The following is a 25,845-nucleotide window of genomic DNA, read 5'->3' on the forward strand; positions in this document are numbered from 1 at the left end:
GAGGGCCTCAAGCCTTGGGCGGCCCGTAGTAGCTTTTTTTTGCCGCAGCCTCGTCTTGCAGCAGGCGCGCGCCGGCCACCACTTGGGGCGCTAGGCCGTGGGCGCCGGCTTCGATGTGCGCCAGCAGCGCCGCGCGCATGCGCGGCTCCCAGTAGCTACGCAGGTGGTTGCGCACGCCCTCGGCGGCGCGCTCGGGCGGGTAGGGGGCAAAGAAATCGCCGATCTGCCCGGCCATGGTCAGCAGGCGCTCGAGCTCCATCACGGCCGGCTCGGCGCTGGGTGGGGCGTGGAGGTGCGCGGGGCTGCTCATGCCAGCACCTCGCTGGCTTGGGTGCTGGCAGCGCTCACGCCCGCCGGCGCGGCGACGCGCAGCACCTCGACCGCCGTGACCTTGTACTCGGGGCAGTTGGTGGCCCAGTCGGAGCGGTCTGAGGTGAGCGCGTTGACGCGCGACTCGGCGTGGTGGAAGGTGGTATAGACCACGCCCGGGTTGACGCGCTGCGAATACACCGCCTTGAGCTGCGTGCTGCCAAAGCGGCTGCTCACTTGCACCTGCTCGCCGTCGCGGATGCCGCGCGCGATGGCGTCGGCGGCGCTGATTTCGAGCACGTCTTCGGGGTGCCATTGGCTGTTGGCGCTGCGCCGGGTCTGGGTGCCGGCGTTGTATTGCGTGAGGATGCGGCCGGTGGTGAGCAGCAGCGGGTAGCGCTCGCTGCTGCGCTCGGTGGTGGGCACGTAGCCGGTGAGCATGAAGGTGCCCAAGCCGTTGGCGCGCGGGAAGCGCTCGAGGTGCAGCACCTCGGTGCCCTCGGGCGCCTTGGCATCGACCGGCCACTGCGCCGAGCCGACGCGCTCGAGCAGCTCGAACGACAGGCCGCTGTAGGCGGGGGTGAGGCTTGCCAGCTCCAGCAGCACCTCGCCGGCGTCGCGGTACTGGGTGGCGTAGCCCATGGCGTTCATCAGCCGCACCACGACCTCCCAGTCTTGCAGGCCGGCCAGCGGCGGCACCACCTGGCGCACCCGACTGACGCGGCGCTCGGCGTTGGTGAAGGTGCCGTCTTTTTCGAGCGCGGAGCTGCCCGGCAGCAGCACGTGCGCGTACTTTGAGGTTTCGTTGCGGTACAGGTCTTGCAGCACCACAAACTCCATGTTGCGCATGGCGGCGATGACGTGGTTCTGGTTCGGGTCGCTCTGCACCGGGTCTTCGCCCATGATGAACATGCCGCGAAAGTCGCCGCCCACGGCGGCGTCAAACATATTGGGCAGGCGCAGACCCGGCTCGGGGTCTAGGGCCACGCCCCAACCGGCTTCGAAGCTGGCGCGCACCTCGGGGTCGGAGACGAAGCGATAGCCCGAATAGACGTGTGGCCAGCTGCCCAAGCAGCTGCCGCCCTGCACGTTGCCCTGCCCGCGCAAGGGGTTGACGCCCACGCCTTCGCGGCCCAGCATGCCGCAGGCCAGCGCCAGGTTGCCCAAGCACATGACGCCGGTCGAGCCTTGCGAATGCTCGGTCACGCCCAGGCCGTAGTAGATGGCCGAGTTGGGGCCGGCGGCATAGCGCCGCGCCAGCGTGCGGATGGCCTCGGGGTCGAGCCCGGCCTCGGGGCCGGCGACTTCGGGGGCGTAGCGCGGGTCGGATACCAGCGCCTGCCAGCGCTCGAACTCGGGCCACTCGCAGCGCTCGCGCACAAAGGCTTCGCGGTACAGGCCTTCGGTCACGATCACGTGCGCCACGCTGTTGAGCACAAGCACATTGGTGCCCGGGCGCAGCGCCAGATGCACCGTGGCCTGGCAGTGCGGCGACGACACGGTTTCGGTGCGCCGCGGGTCGATCACCAGCAGCGTGGCGCCTTGGCGCACGCGGCGCTTGAGCAGCGAGCCAAACACCGGGTGCCCCTCGGTGGGGTTGGCTCCCACCACCAAAATCACGTCGGCTTGCAAGATCGAGTCGAAATGCTGGCTGGCCGCGCCCGCGCCGATGGTGGCCGAGAGGCCAAACTGGGTCGGGGAGTGGCAGATGCGCGCGCAGTTGTCGATGTTGTTGTTGCCAAACACGGCCCGCGCCAGTTTTTGCGTCAGGTAGATTTCTTCGTTGGTGCAGCGCGAGCTCGAGACCGCGCCGATCGAGCGCACACCGTGGCGCTGCTGCACGCCGCGCAGGCCCTGGGCCGTAAAGGCAATCGCCTCGTCCCAAGACGCCTCGCGCCACGGCTGGTCGATCGAATCGCGGATCAGCGGGGTGCGCACCCGGTCGGGCGCGTGGTAATAGTCGTAGGCGAAGCGGCCCTTGACGCAACTGTGGCCGTGGTTGGACTTGCCCTCTTTCCAGGGCAGCATGCGCACGATGCGCCCGGCTCGGGTTTGCGCTTCCAGGCCGCAGCCCACGCCGCAGTAGGCGCAGACGGTGACGACGCTGCGTTCAGGTTGCAGTGGCAGTGGCATGATCGTAGGCTCCATCAAAAAGGCTTTTTTCAACCAGCGCCTGGCTCGGGCAGCTTTGCACGCAGGCCCCGCAACTGACGCAGTTGGACTCGAAAAACGGCTGGTTCTGGCCCGCCACCACCTGGGTCTCGAAGCCGCGCCCCTGCAGCGCCAGCGCGAACGTGCCCTGGATCTCTTCACAGGCGCGCACGCAGCGGCTGCAGACGATGCACTTGGCCGGGTCGAACACGAAGTAGGGGTTGGACTGATCGACCGGGGCCTGGGCGTGGCTGGCACCGGCCGACCCATAGGGGTGGCTGTGCACCCCGACTTGCTCCAGCGTTTGGTGAAACTCGCTCCAGCCGCCTTGCACCTCGTCGGCCGGAAAGTCGGACAAATACAGCTCCAGCACGCCCCGGCGCAGCGCCTGCAGCTTGGGCGAGGCGGTGCGCACCACCATGCCCGCTTCGACCGGGGTGGTGCAACTGGCCGGATAGCCGCGCTTGCCGTCGATCTCGACCAGGCAGACCCGGCAACTGCCAAAGGGTTCGAGCGTGTCGCAGGCGCACAGCTTGGGCACCTGGCACCCGGCTTGGGTGGCCGCCAGCAGCACCGAGCTGCCGGCGGGTACCGTCACCGGCACCCCGTCGATCTGCAGCGCCACCGGCGGGCCGTCGCGTGGCGGCGTGCCATAGTCGATATCGGCTTTGAGTTGACGCAGTTCACTCCACATCAGATGTCTCCTTGGCTGGGTCGGGACGGGGCAGGCCGAAATCGGCCGGGAAGAGCCGGATCGCCGAACGCACCGGGTACGGGGTCATGCCACCCAGCGCGCACAAAGAGGCGTGCTCCATGACTTCGCACAGCGCCTCCAGTTCGGCCGCGCGCTCTGGCTGGCCGGGCTCGCGCTGCATGCGCTCGATCAGTTCGCGCCCGCGCACGGCGCCGATGCGGCACGGCGTGCACTTGCCGCAGCTCTCGATGGCGGTGAAATGCATGGCGTAGCGCGCCAGCTCAGCCATGTCGGCGCGGTCGTCAAAGACCACGATGCCGCCATGCCCGACCATGGCCTGGTGCTGCGCCAGCGTCTCGTACTCCAGCGGCAGGTCGAGTTGGGCCGCGCTCAGATAAGCCCCGAGCGGGCCGCCGATCTGCACCGCTTTCACCGGCCGGCCGCTGGCGGTGCCGCCGCCAAAGTCTTCGATCAGCTCGCGCAGGCTCACGCCAAAGGCTTTCTCGACCAGCCCCGGCGTGCGCAGGTTGCCCGCGAGCTGGATCGGCAGCGTGCCGCGCGAGCGCCCGGCCCCGTAGTCGGCGTAAAACGCCGCCCCGCGCGCAAAAATCACGGGCACGGTGGCCAAGGAAACCACGTTGTGCACCAAGGTGGGCTGGCCAAACAGGCCGCGCACGGCGGGCAGCGGCGGGCGTGCCCGCACCAAGCCGCGCTTGCCTTCCAGGCTTTCGAGCAGGGCGCTCTCTTCGCCGCAAATGTAGGCCCCGGCCCCGACGCGCAACTCGATGTCGAAGGCCAAGTCGCTACCCGCTACCCGCTCGCCCAGCCAGCCGGCTTGGCGCGCCCGCTCCAGCGCCTGCCCCATGATGGCGATGGCCTGCGGGTACTCCGAGCGCAGGTAGATGTAGCCCCGGCTGGCTCCGACCGCGTAAGCGGCGATCGCCATGCCCTCGATCAACTGGTACGGGTCACCCTCCATCGCCATGCGGTCGGAGTAGGTGCCGGAGTCGCCCTCGTCGGCGTTGCAGACCACGTATTTGGGCGCCGCCGATTGGTCGGCCACGGTGCGCCATTTGATGCCGGCGGGGAATGCAGCCCCACCGCGCCCGCGCAACCCGGATTGTGCGATTTCGTCGACGCAGCCGGCCGGGCCCAGCTCAAAGGCGCGCCGCAGGCCAGCCCAACCGCCATGCTCGGCGTAGTCGTCCAGGCTGAGCGGGTCGGTCAGGCCAGCGCGGGCAAAGGTCAGGCGCTCTTGGCGGCGCAACCAGTCGAGTTGATCGACCAGCCCGATGCAGCTCGGGTGCGCCCCGCCATGCAGCAGGCCGGCCTCGAACAGGGCCGGCACCTGATCGGCGCTGACGCGGGCGTAGCCCACGCGCCCGGCCGGGGTGGCCACTTCGAGCAGCGGCTCCTGCCAGAACAGGCCGCGGCTGCTGTTGCGCACCAGCCGGATCGGGGCGCCCCGGCGCAGGGCGTGGAACTGCAAGGCGGCGGCGAGCTGGTCGGCGCCGAGCGCTTGCGCCACCGAATCGTTGGGCACGTACAGGGTGGTGCTCATGCGCGCAGCTCCTCGGTTTGCTGGATCAGGGCCTCGGCTTGCGCCAGCCCGACCCGGGCATGCAGTTGCCCGTCGAGCATCAGCGCCGGTGAGGCCGCGCACAGCCCGAGGCAATAGACCGATTCGAGCGCCCAGGTGCCGTCGGCACGCGGTTGGTCGAGCGTGCAACCCAGCCGTTGCTCCAGCCCGGCGGTGAGTTCCCGGCTGCCCATGGCCTGACACGACTCGGCTTGGCAGACGCGCAACCGGTGCTGCGCCGGCGGTTGGCTGCGAAAATCGTGATAGAAGCTGATGACGCCGTGCACCTCGGCGCGCGAGAGCCCCAAGGCACGCGCGATGCGCGGCACGGTGCTGGAGGGCACGTAACCGAAGGCGGCTTGCACCTCGTGCAGCAGCGGCAGCAGGCCGCCGGGCACCTTGCGCCAGCGCTCGAGCAGCGGAGTCAGCTTGTCGGGCGCCGCTTGGTCGGGATGGGGTGCGGCTGGCGCGGCCGCGGGGCTTGGTAGGGTGCTCATGCGTCTCCTTGGGCTAGTTGTCGATGGGGGCGGTGAGGGAGGTGTAAATGGGTTCGAGCGCGGCGATGCGCCCGGCCGCGCTGTAGGCGGTGAACGAGCGGCCACGGGCAAAGCCGATCAGGGTCTGGCCGCACTGGTTGGCCAAGCTGACGCCGAGCTTGGTGGGTGCCGACACCGCCACCAGCACCGTGATGCCAAAGGTGGCGGCCTTTTGCACCATCTCGAAACTGGCGCGGCTGCTCACCAGGGCAAAGCCGCTGGCCGGGTCGGTGCCGCGCGCGGCCAGGGCGCCGATGAGTTTGTCCAGCGCGTTGTGGCGCCCCACGTCTTCGCGCACGCAGCAGATGCGGCCGTCAGGCTGGCACCAGGCGGCGGCATGCGTGGCCCCGGTGCGGTTGCGCAGCGCTTGCAGCGGCTCCAGCTCGGTCAGCGCGCGCTCGATGGCCTCGGTACCCAAGCGCGGGCCGCGACCGCGCAAATCGGGCAGCGGCCGCAGCACGCCGGGCAGGCTTTCGGTGCCGCACAGGCCGCAGCCGCTGCGCCCCACCAGGTTGCGCTGGCGCAGCGCCAGCAAAGGCTCCAGCGCCGGTGTGGCGATCTCGATCGCCAAGCGCGCACTGCTGCTGCCCACCCAGGTCTGCACGGATTCGTATTGATCCTGCCGTGCAATGCCTTCGCTGAGGGTGAAGCCGAGCGCCAGATCGTCTAGGTCGGCCGGGCTGGCCATCATCACCGCGAAAGGCGTGGCGTTGTATTCGATGGCCACGGGGATTTCCTCGGCCAGTTCGTCCAGCGCAGCCCGGCGCGTGCCGTCGCGCCAACACCAGACCGGTTGAGTGCTTGCACTAGAATAGCTCATGGGGGAAACCCTAATTAACGCATTCAAAAACCAAAGCTTGTATTCGCGGATTTTATCCAATAAAAAAACCTGCCGTGTTGTGTGTCTTTTGTAGGGTCGCGAAAGCGTCAACAAGATTGGCTTGCAGTGCGGATGCAAATGACCTGGAAGTCGCGAAAAATTCAGAAAAAGCTTATATAGTTCTTTTCTGAGAACTTTAGTTCCGATTAAATAGATTGGGACTTTCCCTAGTGTGTTTTTGATGCTTCTAGGGCATATACTCGCACGTCCGCAGGGCAAGCCCAGCGGCGCGTTTAAGCTCTGGTCTTGCTGATCCATCCACTTGGCGCTGTTCGGGTTAAGTGTTGATGGGTGCTTGATGAATACCAGCAAGTCCCTGAATCACAAGGTTTTTTTCAATCAGATGTGGTAGGCGAACTGAGGGGCATCAGCTCACTTGTCCATGCCTAACCTGAACAGCGCCATCCACTTGAGGAGACACAATGAAATCCAACGCCTCCCCGGCCCCCACCTGGCTGGGAATCGATCTGGTCAAAAACCGCTGGATCTTTCCCTTGTTGGGCGCGCTCACCACCTTGATCGGTGGCGCCGCCTATGCCTTTAGCGTGTTTGTGCGCCCGCTCGAAGCCGAATTCGGCTGGACCCGCGCCGAAACCGTTGCCGCCTTTTCCACCGCCATGTTCGTGTTTGGCATTCTGATGTTCGTCGGCGGTTATTTCGTGGACAAATACGGCCCAAAAATCGTGTTCTTTGTGGGCGCGGCCTTTTTGGCCACGTCGCAGATTCTTTCGGCGCAAATCGACACCGTGGTTGAACTGGTGCTGACCTTTGGCGTGGTCGGCGGCATCGGTTTGGGCCTGACTTACACCGCGGCCACGGTGGCGGTGAGCTCGCGCTGGTTCCCGGACAAAAAGGGCACGGCGATCGGCTTTGCGGTGCTGGGTTTTGGTTTGGGGGCGGCGGTGGCGGGGCCGGTCTGGACCGCCAGCATCGCCGCCATCGGCTGGCGTGAAACCTATATGTGGACTGGGGCCGTGTTTGCAATCGGTCTATTCATCATCGGCACGGTACTGCGCTTTCCACCCGCCGACTGGCATTTCGTGCCCGGCCGCGGCTGGGAGCCCATGGACGATGCCACCGCCGCTGCCGCCCGTGGCAAAAACGAGGTCGCCATCAACCCGAACGACCTAACCTTCGCCGAGGCCGCACGCACACCGCAGATGTGGCTCACCGGAGCCATGTTCTTCCTGAGCATCTTTGGTGGCCTGATGGCGGTTTCGCAACTGGCGGCCTTTGCCCGCGACGCCCAGCCGACCGGCATCGGCATGGCCGCCGCCGCCGCCGGCTTGGTGGTGATGACCATGGCCATCTTCAATGGCGCGGGGCGCCCGACTTGGGGCGCCATCTCCGACATCATCGGCATCCGCAACGCCTACATGATCGTGATCTGCCTCATGATCGCCGCCATGCTGACCCTGAGCATCGCCGCCACGCCGACCGTGATGTTCGTGGCTGCTGGGCTCACCGGCTTTGCCTTTGGCGGCATACTGGCCCTGAACCCGATCCTGACCACGGCCTTCTTTGGCTCCACCTACGTCGCGCGCATCTACGGCTTGGTGTATTTGATCGGCTTTGGCGGCGGCGGCTTCTTCGGGCCGATGGTGGGCGGCATGGTGCGCACCCAAACCGGCAGCTACGACATGGCCTTCCTGAGCGCGGCCGCCACCGCCACCGTGGCGCTGATACTGGCCTACTTCTTGGTGCCCAAGAGCGGGCAGGAGCACCTCAAGCGCCCGGGCCCAGCAGCGGTGCCGCCGACCACAGTCGCTGCCTAAAGGCGTCGTCCGTTTACACTCCTACGGGGCGCATCCGGCGTGGCCGCACAGGCTGCGCCGGGTGCTGCCCGTCTGAGGCCACACCATTCATCGGCGGCCTATTGATCAACAGTCTTGTGGCGTGGCGCTGAATATGGACGTTTTGCTTGGTTTTTTTCATACTTTCCTGACCCAGTTTCAAACGCCCACGCTGGCGTTTTTGTTGGGTGGGATGTTGGCTGCTGCGCTGGGCAGCAAGCTCGATATACCGGATGCGATTTACCGCTTCTGCGTTTTCATGCTTTTGATGCGCATCGGTATTCAAGGCGGCATGGAGATTCGCGAAGGCGATATCGGGGCCATGCTGCTGCCGGCATTGTTCAGTGCCGTAATCGGCATGACGATTGTGGTATTGGGCTGGTTGACCTTGGCGCGCTTGCGCGGCGTGCGCATGGACGATGCGCTGGCCACGGCCGGTTTGTTTGGTGCTGTCAGTGCCTCGACCATGGCAGCCGGCATGTTCATGCTGGAAGACGAAGGCATATTTTTTGAGGCTTGGGTGCCCGCTTTGTATCCCTTCATGGATATTCCGGCCTTGGTGTTGGCGATTGTGTTGGCCAACCTGTATCTGAGCAAAAAGAATGGCGGTTCTGGTCAGCGGGTAGCGATCTGGCCCATCGTCAAGGAAAGCCTGCAAGGGCCGGCGCTGTCGGCCATGTTGCTGGGTTTGGCGATTGGCCTGTTCACGCGCCCCGAAGTGGTATTTGAAGGATTTTACGATTTGCTGTTCCGTGGCCTGCTGACGGTGCTGATGGTGACCATGGGCATCGAGGCCTGGCAGCGCTTGAGCGAATTGCGCAAGGTGGCGCATTGGTACATTGCCTACGCCTTTGTCATGCCCATCGTGCACGGCTTGATTGGCTTTGGCTTGGGCTATATTGCGCACCTGCTGGCGGGCTTTAGCCCCGGTGGCGTGATTTTACTGGCGATCATCGCCGCCTCGAGTTCCGACATTTCCGGCCCGCCCACGCTGCGTGCTGGCATTCCGACGGCCAATCCTTCGTCCTACATAGGCTCATCGACCGGGGTCGGCACGCCAGTGGCGATTGCCATCTGCATTCCGCTGTTCTTGATCCTGGGTCAAGCGGTTTTTGATCTATGATTCAACCCACTGATCGGGGTGTAAAAATGATGAACAAAGCCAAAAAAGTGGTGGTGGTCACCGAGAAAATCTTGCTCGGGAAAATCGTCGATTTGATACTGGCGGCCGGTGCGACCGGCTACACCGCAGTACTGGCCAGCGGTCAGGGCGGCCGGGGGGTGCGCACCGATGCCTTGACCGGGCACGGTGATATTTTTAGCAACATCAGGATTGAAGTCATCACCGTGAGCGACGAAGTGGCGCAAAAAATCATCGACCAGGTGATTGCGAAGTATTTCAACAACTATTCCGGCATCGCTTACATAGAAGATGTTTGGGTGGCCAGGAGGGATCATTTCTGAGCTTGAAGGTACGGTTTTTTGCTTTCACAGGGTGCGCATCCGCTCCTTGTTTCGTGCGCTGGTGTGGGCGGTTGGCTGCACCGCTGTGGTGGGCAAACGCTAGAACTTATGCAGGATCATCCCGTTTTAGATCGTGGGCAGTGGGCTCAGGCCCTGATACAAGGGCGGCACAGCACCTCGCCGCGGCGCTTGGGCGCGCCGGGGCCCGATGCGGCGCAGCAGCAGCTCATACTGGCCGCTGCGGGGGCTGCGCCCGATCACGGCCGCATCCTGCCTTGGCGCCTGATCGAGGTGCCGCTGGACCAGCGCGCGCGCTTGGGGGCAGCCTTTGCCGAGGCCTTGCTGGAGCGCGACCCGCAAGCCACGGCCGAGCAACTGGCGCAGGCGGCCGAGAAAGCGCAGCGCGCGCCTTGGCTGTTGCTGGCGCTGCTGCGTTTGGGGCACGCTGGGGCTGTGGGGGCCGAAATCCCAGAGCACGAGCGGCTGCTGGCCACTGGGGCGGCGCTGCAAAACATGCTGCTGCAAGCCAGTTCCTTGGGCTTGGGCTCCAGCCTGACCAGCGGCCAGGCGCTGCAGTCGGGCCCGCTGCGGCGTCTGTTTGGCTTGGCTGAAGAAGAAAAGGCGCTGTGTTTTGTCAACTTCGGCCATGTGGCGCAGCCGCGTGCGGTGCGACAGCGGCCCGCAGTGGCCGATTACTTTAGTCGCTGGGCTCCTGAACCGGGTCGGGAGTCACCATGACGGCGCCCACGCTTGGCCTGGCCGAGCCGGTGACGGCCTTGGTGCTGGCGGGCGGGCGCGGCAGCCGCATGGGCGGAGTGGACAAGGGCTTGCTGCGTGTGCAAGGGGCCCCGCTGGTGCAGTGGGCGCTGCAGCGGCTGCGCGCCCAAGCCGGAGTGGCCCCGGTTGAAATGGCCATCAACGCCAACCGCCAATTGGCCGACTATGCCGCCTTTGGGGTGCCGGTGTGGCCCGACCCGGTGCCGGGTTTTGTCGGCCCCTTGGCCGGTTTTGCGGCTGGTTTGCAGCACTGCCGCACACCCTTGCTGCTGACGGTGCCCTGCGATGTGCCGCAGTTCCCGCTCGATCTGCTGCTGCGTTTGCGCCAGGCCCTGCGGCAAGAGCAGGCCGACCTGGCGCTCGCGGCGGCGCCGGACGAGGCCGGGGCGACGCGCTGGCAACCGGTTTTTTGTTTGCTGCGCACCGGACTGCGCCAGAGCCTGCTCGACTCCCTCGAACAGGGCGAATGCAAGGTGCAGCATTGGGCGCGCAAGCACCGTTGCGCCGTGGTGAACTTCGATGCCGCCACCGACGACCCGCTGGCCTTTCGCAACCTCAATACGCCCGAGCAGGTGCGCGCCTTGGAGGCAGAGCGGGCTGATTAGCGGATCGGCAGCGCCTGTTCGCGCACCCGTTCTTCGACGTGGCGCAGCCGCGCATCGATGATCGACTGTTCGATGTGATCGACCGCGCCCGCCGTCTGCCCCAACTGGCGCGCCGCGCGCAGCCGCTCCAGCGCGCCGGGGGCGTCGAGCTGGGCCAGCCGCGCCTCGGCCTCGGCGCGGGCGGCGCGCACCGGCTGCTGCTGCGCCAGATGCAGCCCGGCCAGCGTTTGCCACGCCAAGGCGTCGCCGGGGTGCAGGCTGGTGCGCGCTTGCAGGCGCGCGATGGCCAGCCGCTGCAGTTCGGGGCCGTGCTGCAAGCTGGCTTGGGCCGCCAGCAGCAGCGCGGCGCGGCGCTCCGATTGCAGGGCCGCCGCCAGCAGATCGTTTAGCGCCTGCTGTTGCGCCAAGGGCAGCGCCTGCGGCGGCAGCAGCAGCAACAGCTCCAGGTGCAGCCAGCGCAGTTGCTCCTGGGTGGCGGGGTCGGCTGGCTCGTGCGCTTGCAGTTGGCGCAAGCCCTGCAAGGCCAGCGCCGGCTCGCGCAGCCGCGCGGCGGCCAGGGTGGCGGCGTAGAGCCGGCCCAGTTCCTCCGGCCCGGGGGCGCGGCCCACGGCTGGCGTGGCAGGCGCACCGGCGGCCGGGCGCAGCGTGGCGGCCAAGGCTTGCAGCCGATCGCTGCCGGTTTCGGACAACACGCGCGCCCGCGCCGCCATCAGCGCGTGCACCGGCGCCGGAATCGGGCTTTGGGCCTGGCGCAGCGGCTCCAGTTCGTAAAGCCGCGCCTGCATGTCGGCGCTGCGCTCGGCCGTCATGGGGTGGGTGCGCAGGTAGGGGAAAGAGCCGCCGTCGTTGAGCCGCGCTGCGGCTTGCAGCTTGTCGAACAGGGTGACGAAACCCCGGCCGTCGAAACCGGCCTCGGTCATGATACCCAGCCCAACCCGGTCCGCTTCGCGCTCCATGTCGCGCGAGAAATTGAGCTGCCCTTGCAGCGCCAGCGCCTGCCCGCCCATCACGGCGGCGCTGGCCACGTCGGCGTTGCGCGAGGCATTGGCCGCCAGCGCGCCCAAGATCATGGCCCCGATCACCCACGGCGTTTGCTGCTGGCGGCGCTCGAACAGCCGTGCGATGTGGCGCTGCGACACGTGCGCCAGCTCGTGCGCCAGCACGGCGGCGATTTCGTCGGCGCTGGTGCTGATGGCCAACAGCCCCAGGTGCAGGCCCAGATAGCCGCCCGGCAGGGCAAAGGCGTTCACGCTGCGGTCGCGGCTGAGCAGCAGCTCCCAGGCAAAGCGCTCAGCCAGTTCGGGTGACACGTCGCCACGGCGCTGCGCCGCCTGCATCAGTGGCTGCCAGATGGTTTGCAGGTAGTCGTGCAGCAGCGGGTCGTCGAGGTAGTCGGGGCTGCGAAAGAGCGAGCGCGCGATCTCGTCGCCCAAGCGCCGCTCTTGCGCCAGCGAGAGCGCGCTGGCGTCGCCCAAGGCGGGCAGATGGGGGGTGGCCGCCGCCGCGGGTTGCGCTGCCATGGGCGCGAGCAGCGTGGTCAAGCCCAAAGCCAGCAGCCAAGGCCGACAGCGGTGCAACAGTTTCGATCTCATGCCCGTATGATGCCAGCTTGGCGGAAAAATTGCGTTCGCCTTCGCTCCCTTGATCCCACACCACCCCTGCTCCCAAAATGCCCGATCAGCTCACCCATTTCGACGCCCAAGGCCAGGCCCACATGGTCGATGTGGGCGACAAGGCCGCCACGCGCCGCTTGGCGGTGGCCGAGGGCCTGATCCGGCTCGAAGCGGCCACCTTGAGGCTGATCGAGGACGGCAGTGCCAAAAAAGGCGATGTGCTGGGGGTGGCGCGGCTGGCCGGCATCATGGCGGCCAAAAAAACCAGCGAGCTGATCCCGCTCTGTCACCCGGTGGCCCTGACCCGGGTGGCGTTGGAGTTTGAGTTGCTGCCCGACCCGCCCGCCGTGCGCTGCACCGCCAGCGCCGAGACGGTGGGGCCGACCGGGGTCGAGATGGAAGCCCTGACTGCCGTGCAAGTGGCCTTGCTCACGATTTATGACATGTGCAAGGCGGTGGACCGGGGCATGGAGATCACCGGGGTGCGGCTGCTGCAAAAAGAAGGCGGGCGCTCGGGCAGTTACCGCCACCCCAGCGCCCCTTAATCCAGCCCCTGCCCAGCCGCGGCCCAACGCTTTAGCGTCCGGGCTCGTCGTCCTCGTCGGCCCCGTTGGCCAGCAAGTCGGCAGGGGCGCCAGCGGGCAGGTCTTCCACGCCGCGCAGTTTGCGCTCGATGGCGCGTGTGCGCACCCCAATGTCGCCGAACTTTCGGGAGGCGGCGTCGATGGACTTGTGGGTGGCATCGACGATTTCGCCAAATTTTTTGAACTCGGTTTTGACCGCCGACAAAATGAGCCAGACCTCGGACGAGCGCTTCTCGATCGCCAGCGTGCGAAAGCCCAGCCGCAGGCTGTTGAGCATGGCCGCCAGCGTGGTGGGGCCGGCGACCACGATGCGCCAGTCGTTTTGCAGCGCCTCGATCATGCCGGGCAAGCGGCAGACTTCGGCAAACAGGCCCTCGGTGGGCAGAAACAACACCGCAAAGTCGGTGGTGTGCGGCGGGCTCAGGTATTTGCTGGCGATTTTGCGCGCCTCCAGCCGGATCGAGGCCTCGAAGGCGGCGCTGGCCGATTGAATCAGGGCCTTGTCGGCGTTCTCGTGCGCGTCTAGCAGGCGCTGGTAGTGCTCGACCGGGTATTTGGCGTCGATCGGCAGCCAGACCGGTTGCTCGTCGGTCTTGCCCGGCATTTTGATGGCGAATTCGACCAGTTCGTTGCTGCCCGGCACCGTCTTGACGTTTTGCGCGTACTGATCGGGGGTGAGCAGGCCTTCGATCAGGGCCCCGAGCTGCACCTCGCCCCAGGTGCCGCGGCTGCGCACATTGCTCATGACGCGCTTGAGGTCGCCCACGCTGCCGGCCAGCAGCTTCATCTCGCCCAGGCCGTTATGCACCTGCTCCAGCCGCTCGCTCACCAGTTTGAACGATTCGCCCAGCCGCTGCTCCAGCGTGGCGTGCAGCTTTTCGTCCACCGTCAGGCGCATTTGTTCGAGCCGGGCGCCGTTGTCGGCCTGGATGGCGGCCAGCCGCTCGTTGAGGGCGGCGCGCAACTGCTCGGCGTGTTGCAGGTTGTCGGCCGCCAGTTGCGTCAGGCTGCGGCCCAGTTCGTGGCGCAGCGCCAGCAGCGCCTCGCCGGTTTCGCGCCGGCCGTGCCGGGCTTCCTCCACCGTTTTGGCCAGTTGTTCGTCGAGGCGCTGGCGCGCCGCCTCCTGCGCCAGCGCCGAACTGGCGCTGAAGGCCTGGATGTGCAGCTCGATGCGGGCGCAGGCGGCTTCGCTGCGCGCGCTGGCCTGGGTCAGCGCCAGCAGCGATTGTTCGAGCGCGCTCAGGCGCAGCAGCAGCTCGGGCGCGGCCTCGGGGCGCGGGCGGCGCAGCAACAGCACCAGTTGCAGCGCCAGCGTGCCCAGCAGACCCAGGGCCAGCAGCGCCAGCAACCAGTCGTTCATGATGGGGCCGGGTGCCTCAGTAGCTGTACACGCCGCGCCCGCTCTTGCGGCCCAGGCGGCCGGCGGCGACCAGCTCCTTGAGCAGCGGGCAGGGGCGGTATTTGCTGTCGTTGAACTCGCTCACAAAGACGTTCATCACCGCCAGGCAGACGTCGAGCCCGATCAGGTCGGCCAGCGCCAGCGGGCCGATCGGGTGGTTGCAGCCCAGCTTCATGCCGGCGTCGATGTCTTCGGCGCTGGCCAGCCCTTCGGCGAGCACGAAAAAAGCCTCGTTGATCATCGGGATCAGCACCCGGTTGACGACGAAGCCGGGCGCGTTCTTGACCGTGATCGGCGTCTTGCCCAGCTTGAGCGCCAGCGCCTGCACTGCGGCATGGGTGGCGTCGCTGGTTTGCAGGCCGCGGATCAGTTCGACCAGCGCCATCATCGGCACCGGGTTGAAGAAGTGCATGCCGATGAAGCGCTCCGGCCGCCCGCTCAGCGCCGCCAACTGGGTGATGCTGATCGAACTGGTGTTGGTGGCGACCACGGCCTCGGGCGCCAGCAGGGCGTCGAGCTGGCGCAGGATTTTGATTTTGAGTTCGAGGTTTTCGGTGGCGGCCTCGATCACCAGTTGCGCCCCTTGCAGCGCGGCGGTGTCGGTGCCGACCTGGATGCGCGCCAGCGCGGCGTCTTTGTCGGCGGCGCTGATTTTGTCCTTCTTGAGCAGGCGCTCCAGGCTGCCGGTGACGGCGGCCAAGCCCTTTTGCACCGCGGCTTCGCTGATGTCAACCAGCACGACCGATACGCCGTTGAGTGCGCAGACCTGCGCGATGCCGTGGCCCATGGTGCCCGCGCCGACGATGCCGACGGTTTGGATTTCGCTCATGAAAACTCTCCTGAAGTGGGGGGGTGATGGCGGATGAGGCAATAGGGTCATTATGCCTTTGGCCAGTGACCGCGAAAAAAAACCCCGAGGCCGTGAAGCGCTCGGGGTTTTAGGCTCCGCCGACGTGGGCCGGATCGAGTCCGGCTTAGGCGGGCGGCAGGCCTGGATCGGCCTCGATCAGGCGGCCGATTTGCTGGAGCGGGCAGCCGGTTTGGCGCTGCTCACGGCGGTGCTGGTGACGGCGTTGAAGTTGGCTTCGGCCAGCTCGCTGGCTTGCTTGACGGCTTTTTGCACCGATTCCATGGCGGCGCTGGCGGTGGACACGGCGCTTTTCACAGCAGCCACGGCCGACTCAGAGCCTTGGGGCGCGTTTTTCACGGCGCTGTCCACGGCGGCGACGAACTGCTTTTGGGCATCCGATGCTTGCGCTTCGGCTACTTTGCTCAGCTCGGCACCCATGCCGGTGGCGATGTCGTACAGGTGGCGGCTGTAGGAGGCGGCTTTCTCGGCCATCGGCTGCAGGGCGGCGCTTTGCAGGGCGACCACGTCTTGCAGGTCTTTGGCGCCCAGCACGGCTTGGGCGTGGCTGGCGGTTTCGGACAGCGAAGCGCGGGCGGCTTGCAGGTTCAGTTCGTTCAGGCGCTCGACGCTGGCCAGCGCCTTGGAGCTCAGATCGAACAGGGTGGAGACTTGGGCTTTTTGGGCGGCGAGGATTTGTTCAACGGTCAACATGGCAAGGTTCCTTAGAAGGGTGAAGGCAAAAAACTGACAGTTCGAAAACTGTAGCGCGCGTTTGCGTCAAAACCGTGTCAGCCCGGTTATGCTGCGCTGCAACATGGTTCCAAGTATAGGGTGCTTTGCGCGATTTGCAAGTGTTTTTTGTTGCGGTGCAGCAAAAATCCCACAAAAACCCGGCGCAGGCCGGGGCGTGCCGTTGCTGCTATGTTTGGAACTCTGGCCGCCACCGGTATCGAATGGCTGGCCTCTTTCAATCTCGGTTCCATTCATACACAGGAAATTCATGCTCTACGCTGCCCTCAAAACCATCCACCTGCTCGCGGTCATCGTCTGGCTGGGCGGCATGGTCTTTGCCCTGTTCTTTCTGCGCCCGGCTGCGGCGTCGCTCGATCCCGCGGTGCGCCTGCCGCTGCTGCACGATGTGTTTGGGCGCTTTTTCAAGGCCATTTTGGCGGTCTCGCTGATCACCTTGTTCACCGGTCTGTGGATGATCGGCAACGTGGCGCGGGCAGTCGCCGAGGGCGGCGGCGGCTTCACCATGCCGCTGGATTGGAAAGTCATGTCCACCTTGGGCGTGCTGATGGTCCTGATTTTTGGCCACGTCCGCTTTGCTCTGTACAAGCGCTGCGACAAGGCGGTGCAAGCCAAGGACTGGCCAGCGGCTGGGGCGGTGATGGAAAAAATCCGGCTCTGGGTGCTGGTCAACCTGGCGCTGGGCGTGTTCATCGTCGCCTTTACCTTGCTCACCTGAGCCCGGAATAGGGCCCCCACCCAAGGCCCACTCCCGTGGTGGCCGCTGCCTAGTGCCCCGATTGCGGCCCTTGCAGCGGCAGATCGAGGTGGCGCAGGTCCGAGTCTTCGGGGTGCACCACGATCGAGAAGCCGAGCTTGCGCCCGAGCGCCAACATGCCGGAGTTTTCGCGCAGCACCGCCCCCACGATGCGCTGGGTGCCGTTGGCGCGCAGGTAGCGGATCAGCTTGTCCATCAAAATCCAGCCCAGCCGGTGCCCCTTCATGTCGGAACGCACCAGCACGCCGAATTCGGCCTCGATGTTGTCCGGGTCGCCGAGGCCGCGCACGTCGCCGATCATTTCCTCGCTGCCGTCGGGCAGGGGCAGGGTGGCGATGAAGGCCATTTCGCGCTCGTAGTCGATCTGCGTCATGCGCGCCAGTTCGCTGTGCTCGAAGCTGCGCCGGCTGTAGAACAGGCGCAGGCGGATGTCTTCGGGGTCGAGTTGGGCAAAAAAGCTGTCCAGCAGCGCCTCGTCTTCGGGGCGGATGGGGCGCAGCGTCAGGGTGCGGCCGTCGGCAAAGGGCAGGGTCTCGATCAGCTCCAGCGGGTAGGGCCGGATGGCGAACTGCGCCGCCCCGCCTGGGCGCAGGCCGCTCAGGCGCAGCCGCGCATCGAGCACCAGCGCGCCCTCGGGGTTGAGCAGCAGCGGGTTGATGTCGAGCTCAGCGATTTCGGGCACCTCGGCCAGCAGTTGCGACACCGCCACCAGCGCATCGACCAGCGCCTCTTGGTTGGCGGCCGGCACGTTGCGGTAGCCTTGCAGCAGCTTGGCAACCCGGGTGCGCTCGACCAGCGAGCGCGCCAGCTTGCCGTTGAGCGGCGGCAGCGCCACGGCGCGGTCCGCCAGCACCTCGACCGCCACCCCGCCCTGCCCAAACAGGATCACTGGCCCAAACAGCGGGTCCACGCGCGAGCCAATGATGAGCTCGTGTGCGTGGGCCCGCCGCGCCATGGGTTGCACGGTAAAGCCTTCGATGCGCGCTTGCGGTTGCAGGTGCGCCACGCGTTCCAGCATGGAGCGCGCCGCCTGCTCGACTTCGGCGGCGTTGTGCAAGTCCAGCCGCACCCCGCCCACGTCGGATTTGTGCGTGATGTCGTGCGAGAGGATTTTGAGCACCACCGGGTAGCCCAGCGTTTCGGCGGCATAGACGGCGGCTTGCGCCTCGGGCGGCACCACGCGGGTGGGCGTGACCGGCAAGCCGGCGCGTTTGAGCAGTTCTTTGGTTTCGGGCTCGGTGAGCCACTCGCGCCCGTCGGCCAGCACGAACTCGACCAGTTCGCGGATGCCGGGCAAGTCCATGCGGCTGTGCAGCGGCGCAGCGGGCGGGGTCTCCATCAGGTCGATCTGGTGGTGCCGGTGCAGGCGCAGCGAGGCAAAGGCGCGCACCGCGTCTTCCGGGGTGTCGTAATCGGGGATGCCGGCAGCACGAAACAGCGCACTGGCCGCGGCCACGGCTTGGGTGCCGAGCCAGCAGCCCAGCACGCGCACCGGCTTTTCGCTCGCCAGCGGCAGCAGCGCCTGCGCGATCTCGAGGCTGGGCACGTGGCCGGTGGGGGCGTGCAGCAGCAGCACCGCGCAGTCGCGCTCGCGCAGCAAAATGCGCAGGGCGTCGAGGTAGCGCTGCGGCGGCGCGTCGCCACCGATGTCGACCGGGTTGGCGCGCGACCAGCCGGCGGGCAGCACCGCGTCGAGCTCGGCGATGCGCTCGGCGCTCAGGCGCGCCAGCCGCACGCGGGCGTAGTCGGCGGCGTCGGCGGCCAGTACCCCGGCCCCGCCGCCGTTGGTGAGCACGATCAGCGCTTCGCTGCGGTTGTCACGAAAGCGCGCCAGCAGTTCGGCGGCCATGAACAGGTGTTGCAAGCGAAACACACGCAACATGCCGGCGCGCGACACGGCGGCGTCAAAAACGCGGTCGCTGCCCGCCAGCGCGGCGCTGTGGGTGGAGGCGGCCTGCTGGCCCTGGCCCGAGCGCCCGCCCTTGACCACGATCAGCGGCTTGTTGCGCGCCGCCACGCGTGCGGCCGACAAAAACTTGCGCGGCTCGTCCAGCGTTTCGACGTAGAGCATGATGGCGCGCGTGCGCGCATCGCTGGCCAGGTAGTCGAGCACATCGGCAAAATCGACGTCGGCGTGCTCACCCAGCGAGATGAAGTGCGAAAAGCCGATCTGGCGCGAGCTGGCCCAGTCCATCATGGCTGTGACCAAGGCCGCCGACTGCGACACAAACGCCACCGAACCGGGCTGCGCGCTCACCTGCGCCAGGCTGGTGTTGAGCCCCAGGTGCGGCACCAGCAGGCCGGTGCAGTCGGGGCCCAAAATGCGCAGCGCATAGGGGCGCGCCGCCGCCAACATGGCCTGTGTTTGATCATCACTCAAGCCTGCGCTCACCACCACCGCCGCCTTGCAGCCGCGTGCCCCCAAAGCGCCGACCAAGCCCGGCACAGTGGCGGCCGGGGTGCAGATCACGGCCAGATCGGGCGCTTGCGGCAGCTCGGCCACGCTGTGCCAGACCTTGTGCTCGCCCAACTGGCGCAGGCGCGGGTTGACGGCGTAGAGCGTGCCCTTGAACTCGGCCGCCAGTCGGTTCCAGATGGCGGTGCCGTCGCGTTGCGGCCGGTCCGAGGCCCCAAACACCGCGACGCTGCGCGGGGCCAACAAAGCGTGCAAATGGCGGGTCATCATGGTTGTTTGCGCGGTGGCATCCAGGCGATTAGGGCGGAGCGCATGGCTTCTTCGACGCTCATGTCGATCGGCGTGAGCCATGCGCGCGGGACGAACACAGTGTAGCCGCCGATCATGTAGCCCATGGGCAGATAGACGGCCACCCGATCACCCTGTGTGAAGCCCAGCGGCAGGCCCTCTACGTGGCTGCGCGTGATCAGCCCGACCACTTCCAGCGGTTGCTCGGGCCAGCGCAGCAGCACCACCTGCTGCGTGGCTTCGCCCGGGCTTTGCGGCGAAAAATAATCGGCAAAGCTCTTGAGCGAGTTGTAGATGCTGCGCACCACCGGCGTGTTGGTAAAGGGCAGTTCGACCCAGTTGAACAGGCGCGAGGTGTCTTGGCGCGAAATCAGGTAGCCGGTCAGGATGATGATGCCGATCGCCACCAGCAACCCCAAGCCGGGGATGTAGAGGCTGCCCAGCAGCGGGCGGATCAGGTAGGAGGCCAGCGATTCCGACCACGTCACCAAGGCAAACAGCAGATAGACCGTGAGCAGCAGCGGCAAAATGGTGATCAGGCCGCGCAGGAAGTATTGCGACAGGCGCTTGGCGAGGGCAGGCAGGCGGGTGGAATCCATGGGTGGCGCTCGGTTGAATGCTGCAAGCGTGACAGTTTCCTGCAGCTCTGCCAATTGTGCGCGATGATCGGGGGCGGCGGCGAGCGGACGCGCTGCAGGTGTTGGGCTGGCAACGGGTTGGCTGGCCAAGAAAGGGGATATGGGCAAATTGTTGGATGGATTGGCGTGGTTGCTGGGCGCACTGCTGCGCCTGGCGCTGTGGGTGCTCCTGCTCGGGTTTGGGCTGCTGCTGCTGGTGGTGGCGCTGCCTTTGCTGCTGCTGGGTGCCTTGTGGGCTTTGCTGCGCGGCCGGCGCGTGGCGGTGCCGCTGGCGGCCGAGCTGCTGCGCCGCCGGGCCCAGCAGCACATGCGCGGGCGCGGCTGGGGCGGTGGCGGCGGGCGTGGCGGTGCGAGCAAGGGCCGCGTCGACGAGGTGGTCGATGTGGAGGCGCGCGAAGTCAGCGAGGCGGCGCCGCGCCCGGATGCGGAGCGCCCAAGCCCGGAGCGCCCAGACCAGACGCCGCCGCGTTAGCGCGGCTGGCTAGCGCGGCTGGCGCTGCAAGGCCGCCGCGTACAGCGCGTTGCGCGGTGCGCCGCTGATTTCGGCGCACAGGCGCACGGCGGTTTTTAGGGGCAGCTCGGGCAGCAGCAAATCGAGCACGCGCAGCGCCTCGGCCTCGGGGCCGCTGTCGGGTCCGGCGGGCGCAGCGGCCTCGGGCGGGTGCAGCAGCAAGGCAAACTCGCCGCGCAGGCGCTGCGCCTTGGCATCCAGCCAAGCGGGCAGTTCGGCGCAGGGCAGGGTGGCCACTTCCTCAAACTGCTTGGTGAGTTCGCGCCCCACCGTGAGGCGGCGCGGACCCAGCGCCGCCAGCTCGCGCGCCAGCGCCGGCAGGCGGTGCGGGGCCTCCAGCAGCACGCAGGCCTGGGGCTGCTGCGCCAGCCGGCGCAGCGCCTGCTCGCGCGCCGCCCCTTTGGCGGGCAAAAAACCGACGAAGGCAAAACCCGGCGCCGCTTCGGGCCCGACCCAGCCCGCCACGCTGAGCAAGGCGGTCAGGCTGCTGGCACCGGGCAGCGGCACGCAGCGCAGGCCCGCGCTGGCCACCGCTTGGCACAGGCGCGCGCCGGGGTCGCTGATGCCGGGGGTGCCGGCGTCGCTCACATAGGCGATGCGCTCGCCCGCTTGCAGCCGCGCCACCACGGCGGCGGCGGCTTCGCGTTCGTTGTGCTGGTGCAAGGCCAGCAAGGGGCGCTCGATGCCATAGGCGCGCAGCAGCGCGCCGCTGTGGCGCGTGTCTTCGCAAGCCACGGCATCGACTTGTTGCAGCAGGTGCAGCGCGCGCAGCGTGATGTCGGCCAAGTTGCCGATCGGTGTCGCCACCAGATACAGCGCGCCAGCCGGATAATGCTGCGCACCAGCCACGGCCTGGGCGGCTTGCAGGGCCAAAGCACCCAAAGGGTTGATTGTGAGCATGAACGAAGAAAAAAAACCGACCACCACACCGACCAAAGCTGCGGCGTCCAAGGCCGCGCCAGCCGCCAAGGCACAAGCCCAGAGCAGCAAGGCACAAGGCGACGCCGCCGAGGCGCAGGCCTTGGCCTACCTGCAGCGCCAAGGCCTGCGGCTGGTGTGGCGCAATTTTCGCACGCCGGGGCGCGGCGGCGGCGAGATTGACCTGATCCTGCGCGAGCCCGATGGCACGCTGGTGTTCGTGGAAGTGCGCCAGCGCCGCCGCAGCAGCCACGGCGGGGCGGCGGCATCGGTGTCGGCGCTCAAGCAGCGGCGCTTGCTGTTTGCGGCGCGGCACTATTTGCTGCGGCTGGAACAGGTGCCGCCGTGCCGCTTCGACGTGCTGGCGCTGCAGGGCGCGGGCGAGTCGCTGCAAATCGAATGGCTGCGCGCCGCCTTCTGCGCCGACGGATTTTGACGCTCCCCCCCCGCACGGGTATCATTGCCGCCCACGTGAGCACGCATCGGGCGCGCAAGGAGTTTGGTAATGGTTACACGCATGTTTTCCGGCCACGGCCGTCTGTTGGCGCTGTCGGCGCTGGCGCTGGCGGCTGGCATGGGCCTGTCGGCCTGCGCGCCGCTGATCGCGGGCGGGGCCGTGGCCACCACGGTGCTGGTCGCTACCGACCGCCGCACCTCGGGCGCCATGGTCGAAGACCAGGGCATCGAGATGCGCGCTGCCAACCGCCTGCGCGCCGAGTTGGGCAACCGCGGCCGCGTCAACGTGACCAGCTACAACCGGCGTGTGCTCATCACCGGCGAAGTGGCCAGCGAGACCGATCGCGCACTGGCGCTGCGCATCGTGGGCGCGGTAGAAAACGTGCAGGGGGTGGTCGATGAGCTGGCGGTGACGGGTACACCCTCGCTCACCGCGCGCGCAGCCGACCGGCTGGTGAGCGCGCGCGTGCGCGCCGGCCTGATCGACGCGCCCGACCTTTCATCCAACGCCTTTTTGATCGTCACCGAGCGCGGCACCGTGTATCTGATGGGCCGCGTGACGCCGCGCGAAGCCGACCGCGCCACCGAAATCGCACGCCGCACTTCGGGCGTGCAGCGCGTGGTGCGGGTGTTCGAACTCATCACCGAAGAAGAGCTGGCGCGCATCGCGCCACCCCCGGCGCCGGCCCCGGCCAGAGCGGCACCAACCCCCAACTAACGCGGCCTAGCGCAGCCGCCGCACCAGGCTGGAGGTGTCCCAGCGGCCGCCGCCCATGCGCTGCACATCTGCGTAAAACTGGTCCACCAGCGCCGTTACGGGCAGCGCGGCCCCGTTGCGCCGCGCCTCGGCCAGCACCAAGCCGAGGTCTTTGCGCATCCAGTCCACCGCAAAGCCAAAATCGAAGCGATCCGCCACCATGGTCGGGCCGCGCTGCTGCATCTGCCAGCTCTGCGCCGCCCCTTGGCCGATCACCTCCAGCACCTGCCCCATGTCGAGCCCGGCGCGCTGACCAAAAGCCACCGCCTCGCTCAGGCCCTGCAGCAGCCCGGCGATGCAGATCTGGTTCACCATTTTGGTGAGCTGCCCGGCCCCGCTGGGCCCCATCAGCGTCACGGCGCGGGCATAGGCCTGCAGCGTGGGGCGTGCGCGCTCGAAGGCCTGGTGCGCGCCGCCGCACATGAGCGTGAGCTGCCCGTTTTGCGCCCCCACCTCGCCGCCCGAGACTGGGGCATCGAGAAAATGCAGCCCCTGGGCGCGGGCGCAGGCATCGAGCTCGCGCGCCAACTCCACCGAGGCCGTGCTGTGGTCCACCAGCAGCGCACCCGCCGCCAAGCCCGCCAGGGCGCCGTGCTCGCCCAGCAGCACGGCGCGCACGTCGGCGTCGTTGCCCACGCAGCACAGCACCAGTTCGGCCCCTTGCGCCGCCAGGCGCGGCGTGGGCTGGCTGCTGCCGCCAAACTCGGCCACCCAGGCCTGCGCCTTGGCCGGGTTGCGGTTGTAAACGGTGACGCGGTGCCCGGCGCGCGCCAAGTGGCCAGCCATGGGAAAGCCCATCGCCCCTAGGCCGATGAAGGCCAGCTTGGTGGGCGCTGCAGCAGCGTAGGATTTGGGGTTCAGGCTGGGCATGGCGAGAGATTTTTAAACGATGTGCAAGTGTTCGGTGCCCGCTGCGAGGTCGGTGTTGCGGGCGCGCTGGCTGTGCAGCTTGATGCGCAGCTTGAGGTCGTTTTGCGAGTCGGCGTTGCGGATGGCGTCCTCGAAGCTGATCAGGTTGGCCTCGAAGGCGTCGAACAACGATTGATCGAAGGTCTGCATCCCGCTCTCGCGGCTCTTGCGCATGGTCTCTTTGAGCTCATTGATCTCGCCCTTCATGATCTGGTCCGCGATCAAGCCACTGTGCAGCAGGATTTCCACCACCGCGTGGCGGCCCTTGCCGTCTTGGCGCGGCAGCAGACGCTGCGCCACCATGCCGCGCACGTTGAGCGACACGTCTTTGAGGATCTGCATGTGCACTTCGTCGGGGAAGAAGTTGATGATGCGCTCCATCGCCTGGTTGGCGCTGTTGGCGTGCAGCGTGGCCAGGCACAAATGCCCGGTTTCCGAGAAGGAAATGGCGTGCTGCATAGTTTCCCGGTCGCGGATTTCGCCCATCAAAATCACGTTCGGGGCCTGGCGCAGCGAGTTTTTCAGGGCAATGCCCCAGTCGTCGGTGTCCAGCCCCACCTCGCGCTGGGTCACGATGCAGTTCTTGTGCTGGTGCACAAACTCCACCGGGTCTTCGATGGTCACGATGTGGTCGTGCGTGTGCTCGTTGCGCCAGTCCACCATGGCCGCCAGCGTGGTCGATTTGCCGGAACCGGTGCCGCCCACCAGGATGCAGATGCCGCGCTTGGCCAAGGCCAGGTTCTTGAGCACCTGCGGCAGACCCAGCTCGTCGATGGTCGGAATTTTGGCCGGAATGGTGCGCATCACCAGCCCCACCTTGCCCATTTGCACAAAGGCGTTGACGCGAAAGCGCCCGATGCCACCGGGCGAGATGGCGAAGTTGCACTCCATGCTGCGCTCGAACTCGGCCGACTGCTTGTCGTTCATGATGGCGCGCGCCAGCGCCTGCGTGTGCTGTCCGCTGAGCGGCTGCGGCGAGACCTTGGTGATCTTGCCATCGACCTTGATCGCGGGCGGGAAGTCGGCGGTGAGAAACAAGTCGCTGCCGCTGCGGCTCACCATGAGCCGCAGCAGGTCGTTGACAAATTGGCTGGCTTGATCGCGTTCCATGCGGTTCCTTTGGCTGGTGCGAGCGGGTCCGGTTTCAACCGGGGAAGTTTTCGGGGATTTTGGCTTTGGCGCGCGCCTCGGCCACGTGCACGCGGTTGCCGCGCACCAGGTTCATCAGGCTCTGATCCAGCGTCTGCATGCCAAAGCCATTGCCGGTCTGAATCGCCGAATACATCTGCGCCACCTTGTTTTCGCGGATCAGGTTGCGGATCGCCGGGGTGCCGATCATGATCTCGTGCGCCGCCACGCGGCCATTGCCATCGGCGGTCTTGAGCAGGGACTGCGAGATCACCGCCACCAGCGATTCCGACAGCATGGCGCGCACCATCTCTTTTTCTTCGGGCGGAAACACATCGACGATGCGGTCGATGGTCTTGGCGGCGCTGGAGGTGTGCAATGTGCCAAAAACCAGGTGCCCGGTCTCGGCCGCAGTCATGGCCAGGCGGATGGTTTCTAGGTCGCGCATCTCACCCACCAGCACCACGTCTGGGTCTTCGCGCAGGGCCGAGCGCAGGGCGGCGGCAAAGCTGTGCGTCATGGTGCTGACTTCGCGCTGGTTGATCAGGCTTTTCTTGGACTCGTGCACGAACTCGATCGGGTCTTCGATGGTCAGGATGTGGCCATAGTCGTTCTCGTTGCGGTGGTTCACCAGCGCCGCCAGGGTGGTGGATTTGCCGGAGCCGGTCGGGCCGGTGACCAGCACCAAACCACGCGGCTTGAGCGCGAGATCGGCAAAAATTTTGGGGCAATTGAGGTCTTCGAGCGTGAGGATTTTGGACGGAATGGTGCGAAACACCGCCGCCGCACCGCGCTTTTGGTTGAAGGCGTTGACGCGAAAGCGCGCCAAGCCATCGATCTCGAACGAAAAATCGACTTCCAAGAATTCCTCGTAGTGCTTGCGCTGCGAGTCGGTCATGATGTCGTAGACCATGGTGTGCACCTGCTTGTGCTGCAGCGGCTCGACGTTGAGGCGCCGCACGTCGCCGTGCACCCGTATCATCGGTGGCAGGCCGGCCGAGAGGTGCAGGTCCGAGGCTTTGTTTTTGTGGCTGAAAGCCAGCAACTGGGTGATGTCCATCGACTCGTCCAAATTTGATACGA

Annotated in this window: 26 protein-coding genes; 10 read left to right on the plus strand and 16 right to left on the minus strand. The window is 66.8% G+C overall.

Annotation, left to right across the window (positions count from 1 at the left end):
* Positions 1-7: 7 nt before the first annotated feature.
* The 6 genes from SRAA_RS00325 to fdhD are packed head-to-tail and all read right to left on the minus strand — an operon-like array spanning position 8 to position 6,089.
* The gene (locus SRAA_RS00325; protein ID WP_034111576.1) at positions 8-310 is read right to left on the minus strand and encodes a formate dehydrogenase subunit delta; all 303 of its coding nucleotides are present in this window, start codon (positions 308-310) and stop codon (positions 8-10) included.
* Entirely contained in the window at positions 307-2,442 is a 2,136-nt protein-coding gene (gene fdhF, locus SRAA_RS00330) for a formate dehydrogenase subunit alpha (RefSeq protein WP_052467418.1), read from the minus strand. The genes SRAA_RS00325 and fdhF overlap by 4 nt, the downstream gene beginning before the upstream one ends.
* A complete protein-coding gene (locus tag SRAA_RS11965; RefSeq protein WP_082039817.1) occupies positions 2,420-3,154 on the minus strand; it encodes a 2Fe-2S iron-sulfur cluster-binding protein in 735 nt (244 codons plus the stop codon). Before SRAA_RS11965 ends, fdhF begins: the two co-directional genes overlap by 23 nt.
* Positions 3,144-4,715 carry a formate dehydrogenase beta subunit gene (locus SRAA_RS00335; protein WP_045530216.1) on the minus strand — a complete coding sequence of 524 codons (1,572 nt, stop codon included), beginning with the start codon at positions 4,713-4,715 and terminating at the stop codon, positions 3,144-3,146. The genes SRAA_RS11965 and SRAA_RS00335 overlap by 11 nt, the downstream gene beginning before the upstream one ends.
* Positions 4,712-5,230, minus strand: a complete 519-nt coding sequence (locus SRAA_RS00340) for a formate dehydrogenase subunit gamma (protein ID WP_082039818.1) — start codon at positions 5,228-5,230, stop codon at positions 4,712-4,714. The genes SRAA_RS00335 and SRAA_RS00340 overlap by 4 nt, the downstream gene beginning before the upstream one ends.
* 13 nt (positions 5,231-5,243) lie before the next feature.
* Positions 5,244-6,089 (minus strand): formate dehydrogenase accessory sulfurtransferase FdhD, encoded by an 846-nt coding sequence (gene fdhD, locus SRAA_RS00345; RefSeq protein ID WP_045530218.1) that lies wholly within the window; start codon positions 6,087-6,089, stop codon positions 5,244-5,246.
* 482 nt (positions 6,090-6,571) lie between these two features.
* Between fdhD and SRAA_RS00350 the strand changes: the two genes are divergently transcribed.
* The 5 genes from SRAA_RS00350 (at position 6,572) to mobA (ending at position 10,788) form a co-directional block, all read left to right on the plus strand.
* A complete protein-coding gene (locus SRAA_RS00350) occupies positions 6,572-7,924 on the plus strand; it encodes an MFS transporter (RefSeq protein WP_045530220.1) in 1,353 nt (450 codons plus the stop codon).
* A gap of 133 nt (positions 7,925-8,057) precedes the next feature.
* A complete protein-coding gene (locus SRAA_RS00355) occupies positions 8,058-9,065 on the plus strand; it encodes a sodium-dependent bicarbonate transport family permease (RefSeq protein WP_045530222.1) in 1,008 nt (335 codons plus the stop codon).
* 26 nt (positions 9,066-9,091) lie between these two features.
* Positions 9,092-9,406 carry a P-II family nitrogen regulator gene (locus SRAA_RS00360; protein WP_045530224.1) on the plus strand — a complete coding sequence of 105 codons (315 nt, stop codon included), beginning with the start codon at positions 9,092-9,094 and terminating at the stop codon, positions 9,404-9,406.
* A gap of 108 nt (positions 9,407-9,514) precedes the next feature.
* Entirely contained in the window at positions 9,515-10,144 is a 630-nt protein-coding gene (locus tag SRAA_RS00365) for a nitroreductase family protein (protein ID WP_045530226.1), read from the plus strand.
* Complete coding sequence (gene mobA, locus SRAA_RS00370; protein WP_045530227.1) at positions 10,141-10,788, plus strand: molybdenum cofactor guanylyltransferase MobA; 648 nt, start codon at positions 10,141-10,143, stop codon at positions 10,786-10,788. Before SRAA_RS00365 ends, mobA begins: the two co-directional genes overlap by 4 nt.
* On the opposite strand, the gene SRAA_RS00375 is transcribed toward mobA, so the two are convergent.
* Positions 10,785-12,380: a M48 family metalloprotease gene (locus SRAA_RS00375; RefSeq protein ID WP_045530228.1), complete on the minus strand. Its 1,596-nt coding sequence runs from the start codon at positions 12,378-12,380 to the stop codon at positions 10,785-10,787. The two genes, mobA and SRAA_RS00375, sit on opposite strands and share 4 nt — an antisense overlap.
* A 77-nt stretch (positions 12,381-12,457) precedes the next feature.
* Between SRAA_RS00375 and moaC the strand changes: the two genes are divergently transcribed.
* Entirely contained in the window at positions 12,458-12,946 is a 489-nt protein-coding gene (moaC, locus tag SRAA_RS00380) for a cyclic pyranopterin monophosphate synthase MoaC (RefSeq protein ID WP_045530229.1), read from the plus strand.
* Positions 12,947-12,977: 31 nt separating this feature from the next.
* Here moaC and SRAA_RS00385 read toward each other — a convergent pair whose 3' ends face one another.
* The 3 genes from SRAA_RS00385 to SRAA_RS00395 all read right to left on the minus strand — a co-directional run bounded on the left by SRAA_RS00385 (position 12,978) and on the right by SRAA_RS00395 (position 15,945).
* Complete coding sequence (locus SRAA_RS00385) at positions 12,978-14,345, minus strand: DNA recombination protein RmuC (protein ID WP_045530231.1); 1,368 nt, start codon at positions 14,343-14,345, stop codon at positions 12,978-12,980.
* A gap of 16 nt (positions 14,346-14,361) precedes the next feature.
* Positions 14,362-15,213, minus strand: a complete 852-nt coding sequence (locus tag SRAA_RS00390; RefSeq protein WP_045530233.1) for a 3-hydroxybutyryl-CoA dehydrogenase — start codon at positions 15,211-15,213, stop codon at positions 14,362-14,364.
* A gap of 177 nt (positions 15,214-15,390) precedes the next feature.
* Entirely contained in the window at positions 15,391-15,945 is a 555-nt protein-coding gene (locus tag SRAA_RS00395) for a phasin family protein (RefSeq protein WP_045530235.1), read from the minus strand.
* A gap of 289 nt (positions 15,946-16,234) precedes the next feature.
* On the opposite strand from SRAA_RS00395, the gene SRAA_RS00400 reads away from it, so the two are divergent.
* A complete protein-coding gene (locus SRAA_RS00400) occupies positions 16,235-16,702 on the plus strand; it encodes a CopD family protein (RefSeq protein WP_045530236.1) in 468 nt (155 codons plus the stop codon).
* Positions 16,703-16,751: 49 nt separating this feature from the next.
* On the opposite strand, the gene SRAA_RS00405 is transcribed toward SRAA_RS00400, so the two are convergent.
* Both SRAA_RS00405 and SRAA_RS00410 read right to left on the minus strand, forming a co-directional pair.
* Positions 16,752-19,427, minus strand: coding sequence for a bifunctional acetate--CoA ligase family protein/GNAT family N-acetyltransferase (locus tag SRAA_RS00405; protein ID WP_045530238.1), 2,676 nt, complete (start codon positions 19,425-19,427; stop codon positions 16,752-16,754).
* Positions 19,424-20,044 (minus strand): DUF502 domain-containing protein, encoded by a 621-nt coding sequence (locus tag SRAA_RS00410; protein ID WP_045530240.1) that lies wholly within the window; start codon positions 20,042-20,044, stop codon positions 19,424-19,426. The genes SRAA_RS00405 and SRAA_RS00410 overlap by 4 nt, the downstream gene beginning before the upstream one ends.
* 139 nt (positions 20,045-20,183) lie before the next feature.
* Between SRAA_RS00410 and SRAA_RS00415 the strand changes: the two genes are divergently transcribed.
* Positions 20,184-20,555 carry a hypothetical protein gene (locus tag SRAA_RS00415; RefSeq protein WP_045530245.1) on the plus strand — a complete coding sequence of 124 codons (372 nt, stop codon included), beginning with the start codon at positions 20,184-20,186 and terminating at the stop codon, positions 20,553-20,555.
* Between the two features lie 9 nt (positions 20,556-20,564).
* On the opposite strand, the gene rsmI is transcribed toward SRAA_RS00415, so the two are convergent.
* Positions 20,565-21,494, minus strand: a complete 930-nt coding sequence (gene rsmI / locus SRAA_RS00420) for a 16S rRNA (cytidine(1402)-2'-O)-methyltransferase (RefSeq protein ID WP_045530247.1) — start codon at positions 21,492-21,494, stop codon at positions 20,565-20,567.
* Here rsmI and SRAA_RS00425 point away from each other — a divergent pair.
* Together SRAA_RS00425 and SRAA_RS00430 are read left to right on the plus strand one after the other, a co-directional pair.
* Positions 21,493-21,948, plus strand: coding sequence for a YraN family protein (locus SRAA_RS00425; RefSeq protein WP_045530249.1), 456 nt, complete (start codon positions 21,493-21,495; stop codon positions 21,946-21,948). The genes rsmI and SRAA_RS00425 overlap by 2 nt on opposite strands.
* Positions 21,949-22,017: 69 nt before the next feature.
* Positions 22,018-22,686, plus strand: a complete 669-nt coding sequence (locus SRAA_RS00430) for a BON domain-containing protein (protein WP_045530251.1) — start codon at positions 22,018-22,020, stop codon at positions 22,684-22,686.
* Between the two features lie 6 nt (positions 22,687-22,692).
* Here the strand turns inward: SRAA_RS00430 and SRAA_RS00435 are convergent, their stop codons facing one another.
* From SRAA_RS00435 to SRAA_RS00445, 3 genes are read right to left on the minus strand one after another with little or no spacing between them, the layout of a single operon-like run.
* Positions 22,693-23,595: an NAD(P)-dependent oxidoreductase gene (locus tag SRAA_RS00435; protein ID WP_045530253.1), complete on the minus strand. Its 903-nt coding sequence runs from the start codon at positions 23,593-23,595 to the stop codon at positions 22,693-22,695.
* A 12-nt stretch (positions 23,596-23,607) separates the two neighbouring features.
* Entirely contained in the window at positions 23,608-24,744 is a 1,137-nt protein-coding gene (locus SRAA_RS00440; protein ID WP_045530255.1) for a PilT/PilU family type 4a pilus ATPase, read from the minus strand.
* 34 nt (positions 24,745-24,778) lie between these two features.
* Complete coding sequence (locus tag SRAA_RS00445; RefSeq protein WP_045530257.1) at positions 24,779-25,822, minus strand: type IV pilus twitching motility protein PilT; 1,044 nt, start codon at positions 25,820-25,822, stop codon at positions 24,779-24,781.
* Between the last annotated feature and the right edge of the window lie 23 nt (positions 25,823-25,845).

Source organism: Serpentinimonas raichei, assembly GCF_000828895.1.
Lineage (GTDB): Bacteria > Pseudomonadota > Gammaproteobacteria > Burkholderiales > Burkholderiaceae_C > Serpentinimonas > Serpentinimonas raichei.

Bases quoted from the DNA above. Each gene is read 5' to 3' on its own strand.
- SRAA_RS00325 (WP_034111576.1), bottom strand. From the start codon at position 310: ATGAGCAGCCCCGCGCACCTCCACGCCCCACCCAGCGCCGAGCCGGCC.
- fdhF (WP_052467418.1), bottom strand. From the start codon at position 2,442: ATGCCACTGCCACTGCAACCTGAACGCAGCGTCGTCACCGTCTGCGCC.
- SRAA_RS11965 (WP_082039817.1), bottom strand. From the start codon at position 3,154: ATGTGGAGTGAACTGCGTCAACTCAAAGCCGATATCGACTATGGCACG.
- SRAA_RS00335 (WP_045530216.1), bottom strand. From the start codon at position 4,715: ATGAGCACCACCCTGTACGTGCCCAACGATTCGGTGGCGCAAGCGCTC.
- SRAA_RS00340 (WP_082039818.1), bottom strand. From the start codon at position 5,230: ATGAGCACCCTACCAAGCCCCGCGGCCGCGCCAGCCGCACCCCATCCC.
- fdhD (WP_045530218.1), bottom strand. From the start codon at position 6,089: ATGAGCTATTCTAGTGCAAGCACTCAACCGGTCTGGTGTTGGCGCGAC.
- SRAA_RS00350 (WP_045530220.1), top strand. From the start codon at position 6,572: ATGAAATCCAACGCCTCCCCGGCCCCCACCTGGCTGGGAATCGATCTG.
- SRAA_RS00355 (WP_045530222.1), top strand. From the start codon at position 8,058: ATGGACGTTTTGCTTGGTTTTTTTCATACTTTCCTGACCCAGTTTCAA.
- SRAA_RS00360 (WP_045530224.1), top strand. From the start codon at position 9,092: ATGATGAACAAAGCCAAAAAAGTGGTGGTGGTCACCGAGAAAATCTTG.
- SRAA_RS00365 (WP_045530226.1), top strand. From the start codon at position 9,515: ATGCAGGATCATCCCGTTTTAGATCGTGGGCAGTGGGCTCAGGCCCTG.
- mobA (WP_045530227.1), top strand. From the start codon at position 10,141: ATGACGGCGCCCACGCTTGGCCTGGCCGAGCCGGTGACGGCCTTGGTG.
- SRAA_RS00375 (WP_045530228.1), bottom strand. From the start codon at position 12,380: ATGAGATCGAAACTGTTGCACCGCTGTCGGCCTTGGCTGCTGGCTTTG.
- moaC (WP_045530229.1), top strand. From the start codon at position 12,458: ATGCCCGATCAGCTCACCCATTTCGACGCCCAAGGCCAGGCCCACATG.
- SRAA_RS00385 (WP_045530231.1), bottom strand. From the start codon at position 14,345: ATGAACGACTGGTTGCTGGCGCTGCTGGCCCTGGGTCTGCTGGGCACG.
- SRAA_RS00390 (WP_045530233.1), bottom strand. From the start codon at position 15,213: ATGAGCGAAATCCAAACCGTCGGCATCGTCGGCGCGGGCACCATGGGC.
- SRAA_RS00395 (WP_045530235.1), bottom strand. From the start codon at position 15,945: ATGTTGACCGTTGAACAAATCCTCGCCGCCCAAAAAGCCCAAGTCTCC.
- SRAA_RS00400 (WP_045530236.1), top strand. From the start codon at position 16,235: ATGCTCTACGCTGCCCTCAAAACCATCCACCTGCTCGCGGTCATCGTC.
- SRAA_RS00405 (WP_045530238.1), bottom strand. From the start codon at position 19,427: ATGATGACCCGCCATTTGCACGCTTTGTTGGCCCCGCGCAGCGTCGCG.
- SRAA_RS00410 (WP_045530240.1), bottom strand. From the start codon at position 20,044: ATGGATTCCACCCGCCTGCCTGCCCTCGCCAAGCGCCTGTCGCAATAC.
- SRAA_RS00415 (WP_045530245.1), top strand. From the start codon at position 20,184: ATGGGCAAATTGTTGGATGGATTGGCGTGGTTGCTGGGCGCACTGCTG.
- SRAA_RS00425 (WP_045530249.1), top strand. From the start codon at position 21,493: ATGAACGAAGAAAAAAAACCGACCACCACACCGACCAAAGCTGCGGCG.
- rsmI (WP_045530247.1), bottom strand. From the start codon at position 21,494: ATGCTCACAATCAACCCTTTGGGTGCTTTGGCCCTGCAAGCCGCCCAG.
- SRAA_RS00430 (WP_045530251.1), top strand. From the start codon at position 22,018: ATGGTTACACGCATGTTTTCCGGCCACGGCCGTCTGTTGGCGCTGTCG.
- SRAA_RS00435 (WP_045530253.1), bottom strand. From the start codon at position 23,595: ATGCCCAGCCTGAACCCCAAATCCTACGCTGCTGCAGCGCCCACCAAG.
- SRAA_RS00440 (WP_045530255.1), bottom strand. From the start codon at position 24,744: ATGGAACGCGATCAAGCCAGCCAATTTGTCAACGACCTGCTGCGGCTC.
- SRAA_RS00445 (WP_045530257.1), bottom strand. From the start codon at position 25,822: ATGGACATCACCCAGTTGCTGGCTTTCAGCCACAAAAACAAAGCCTCG.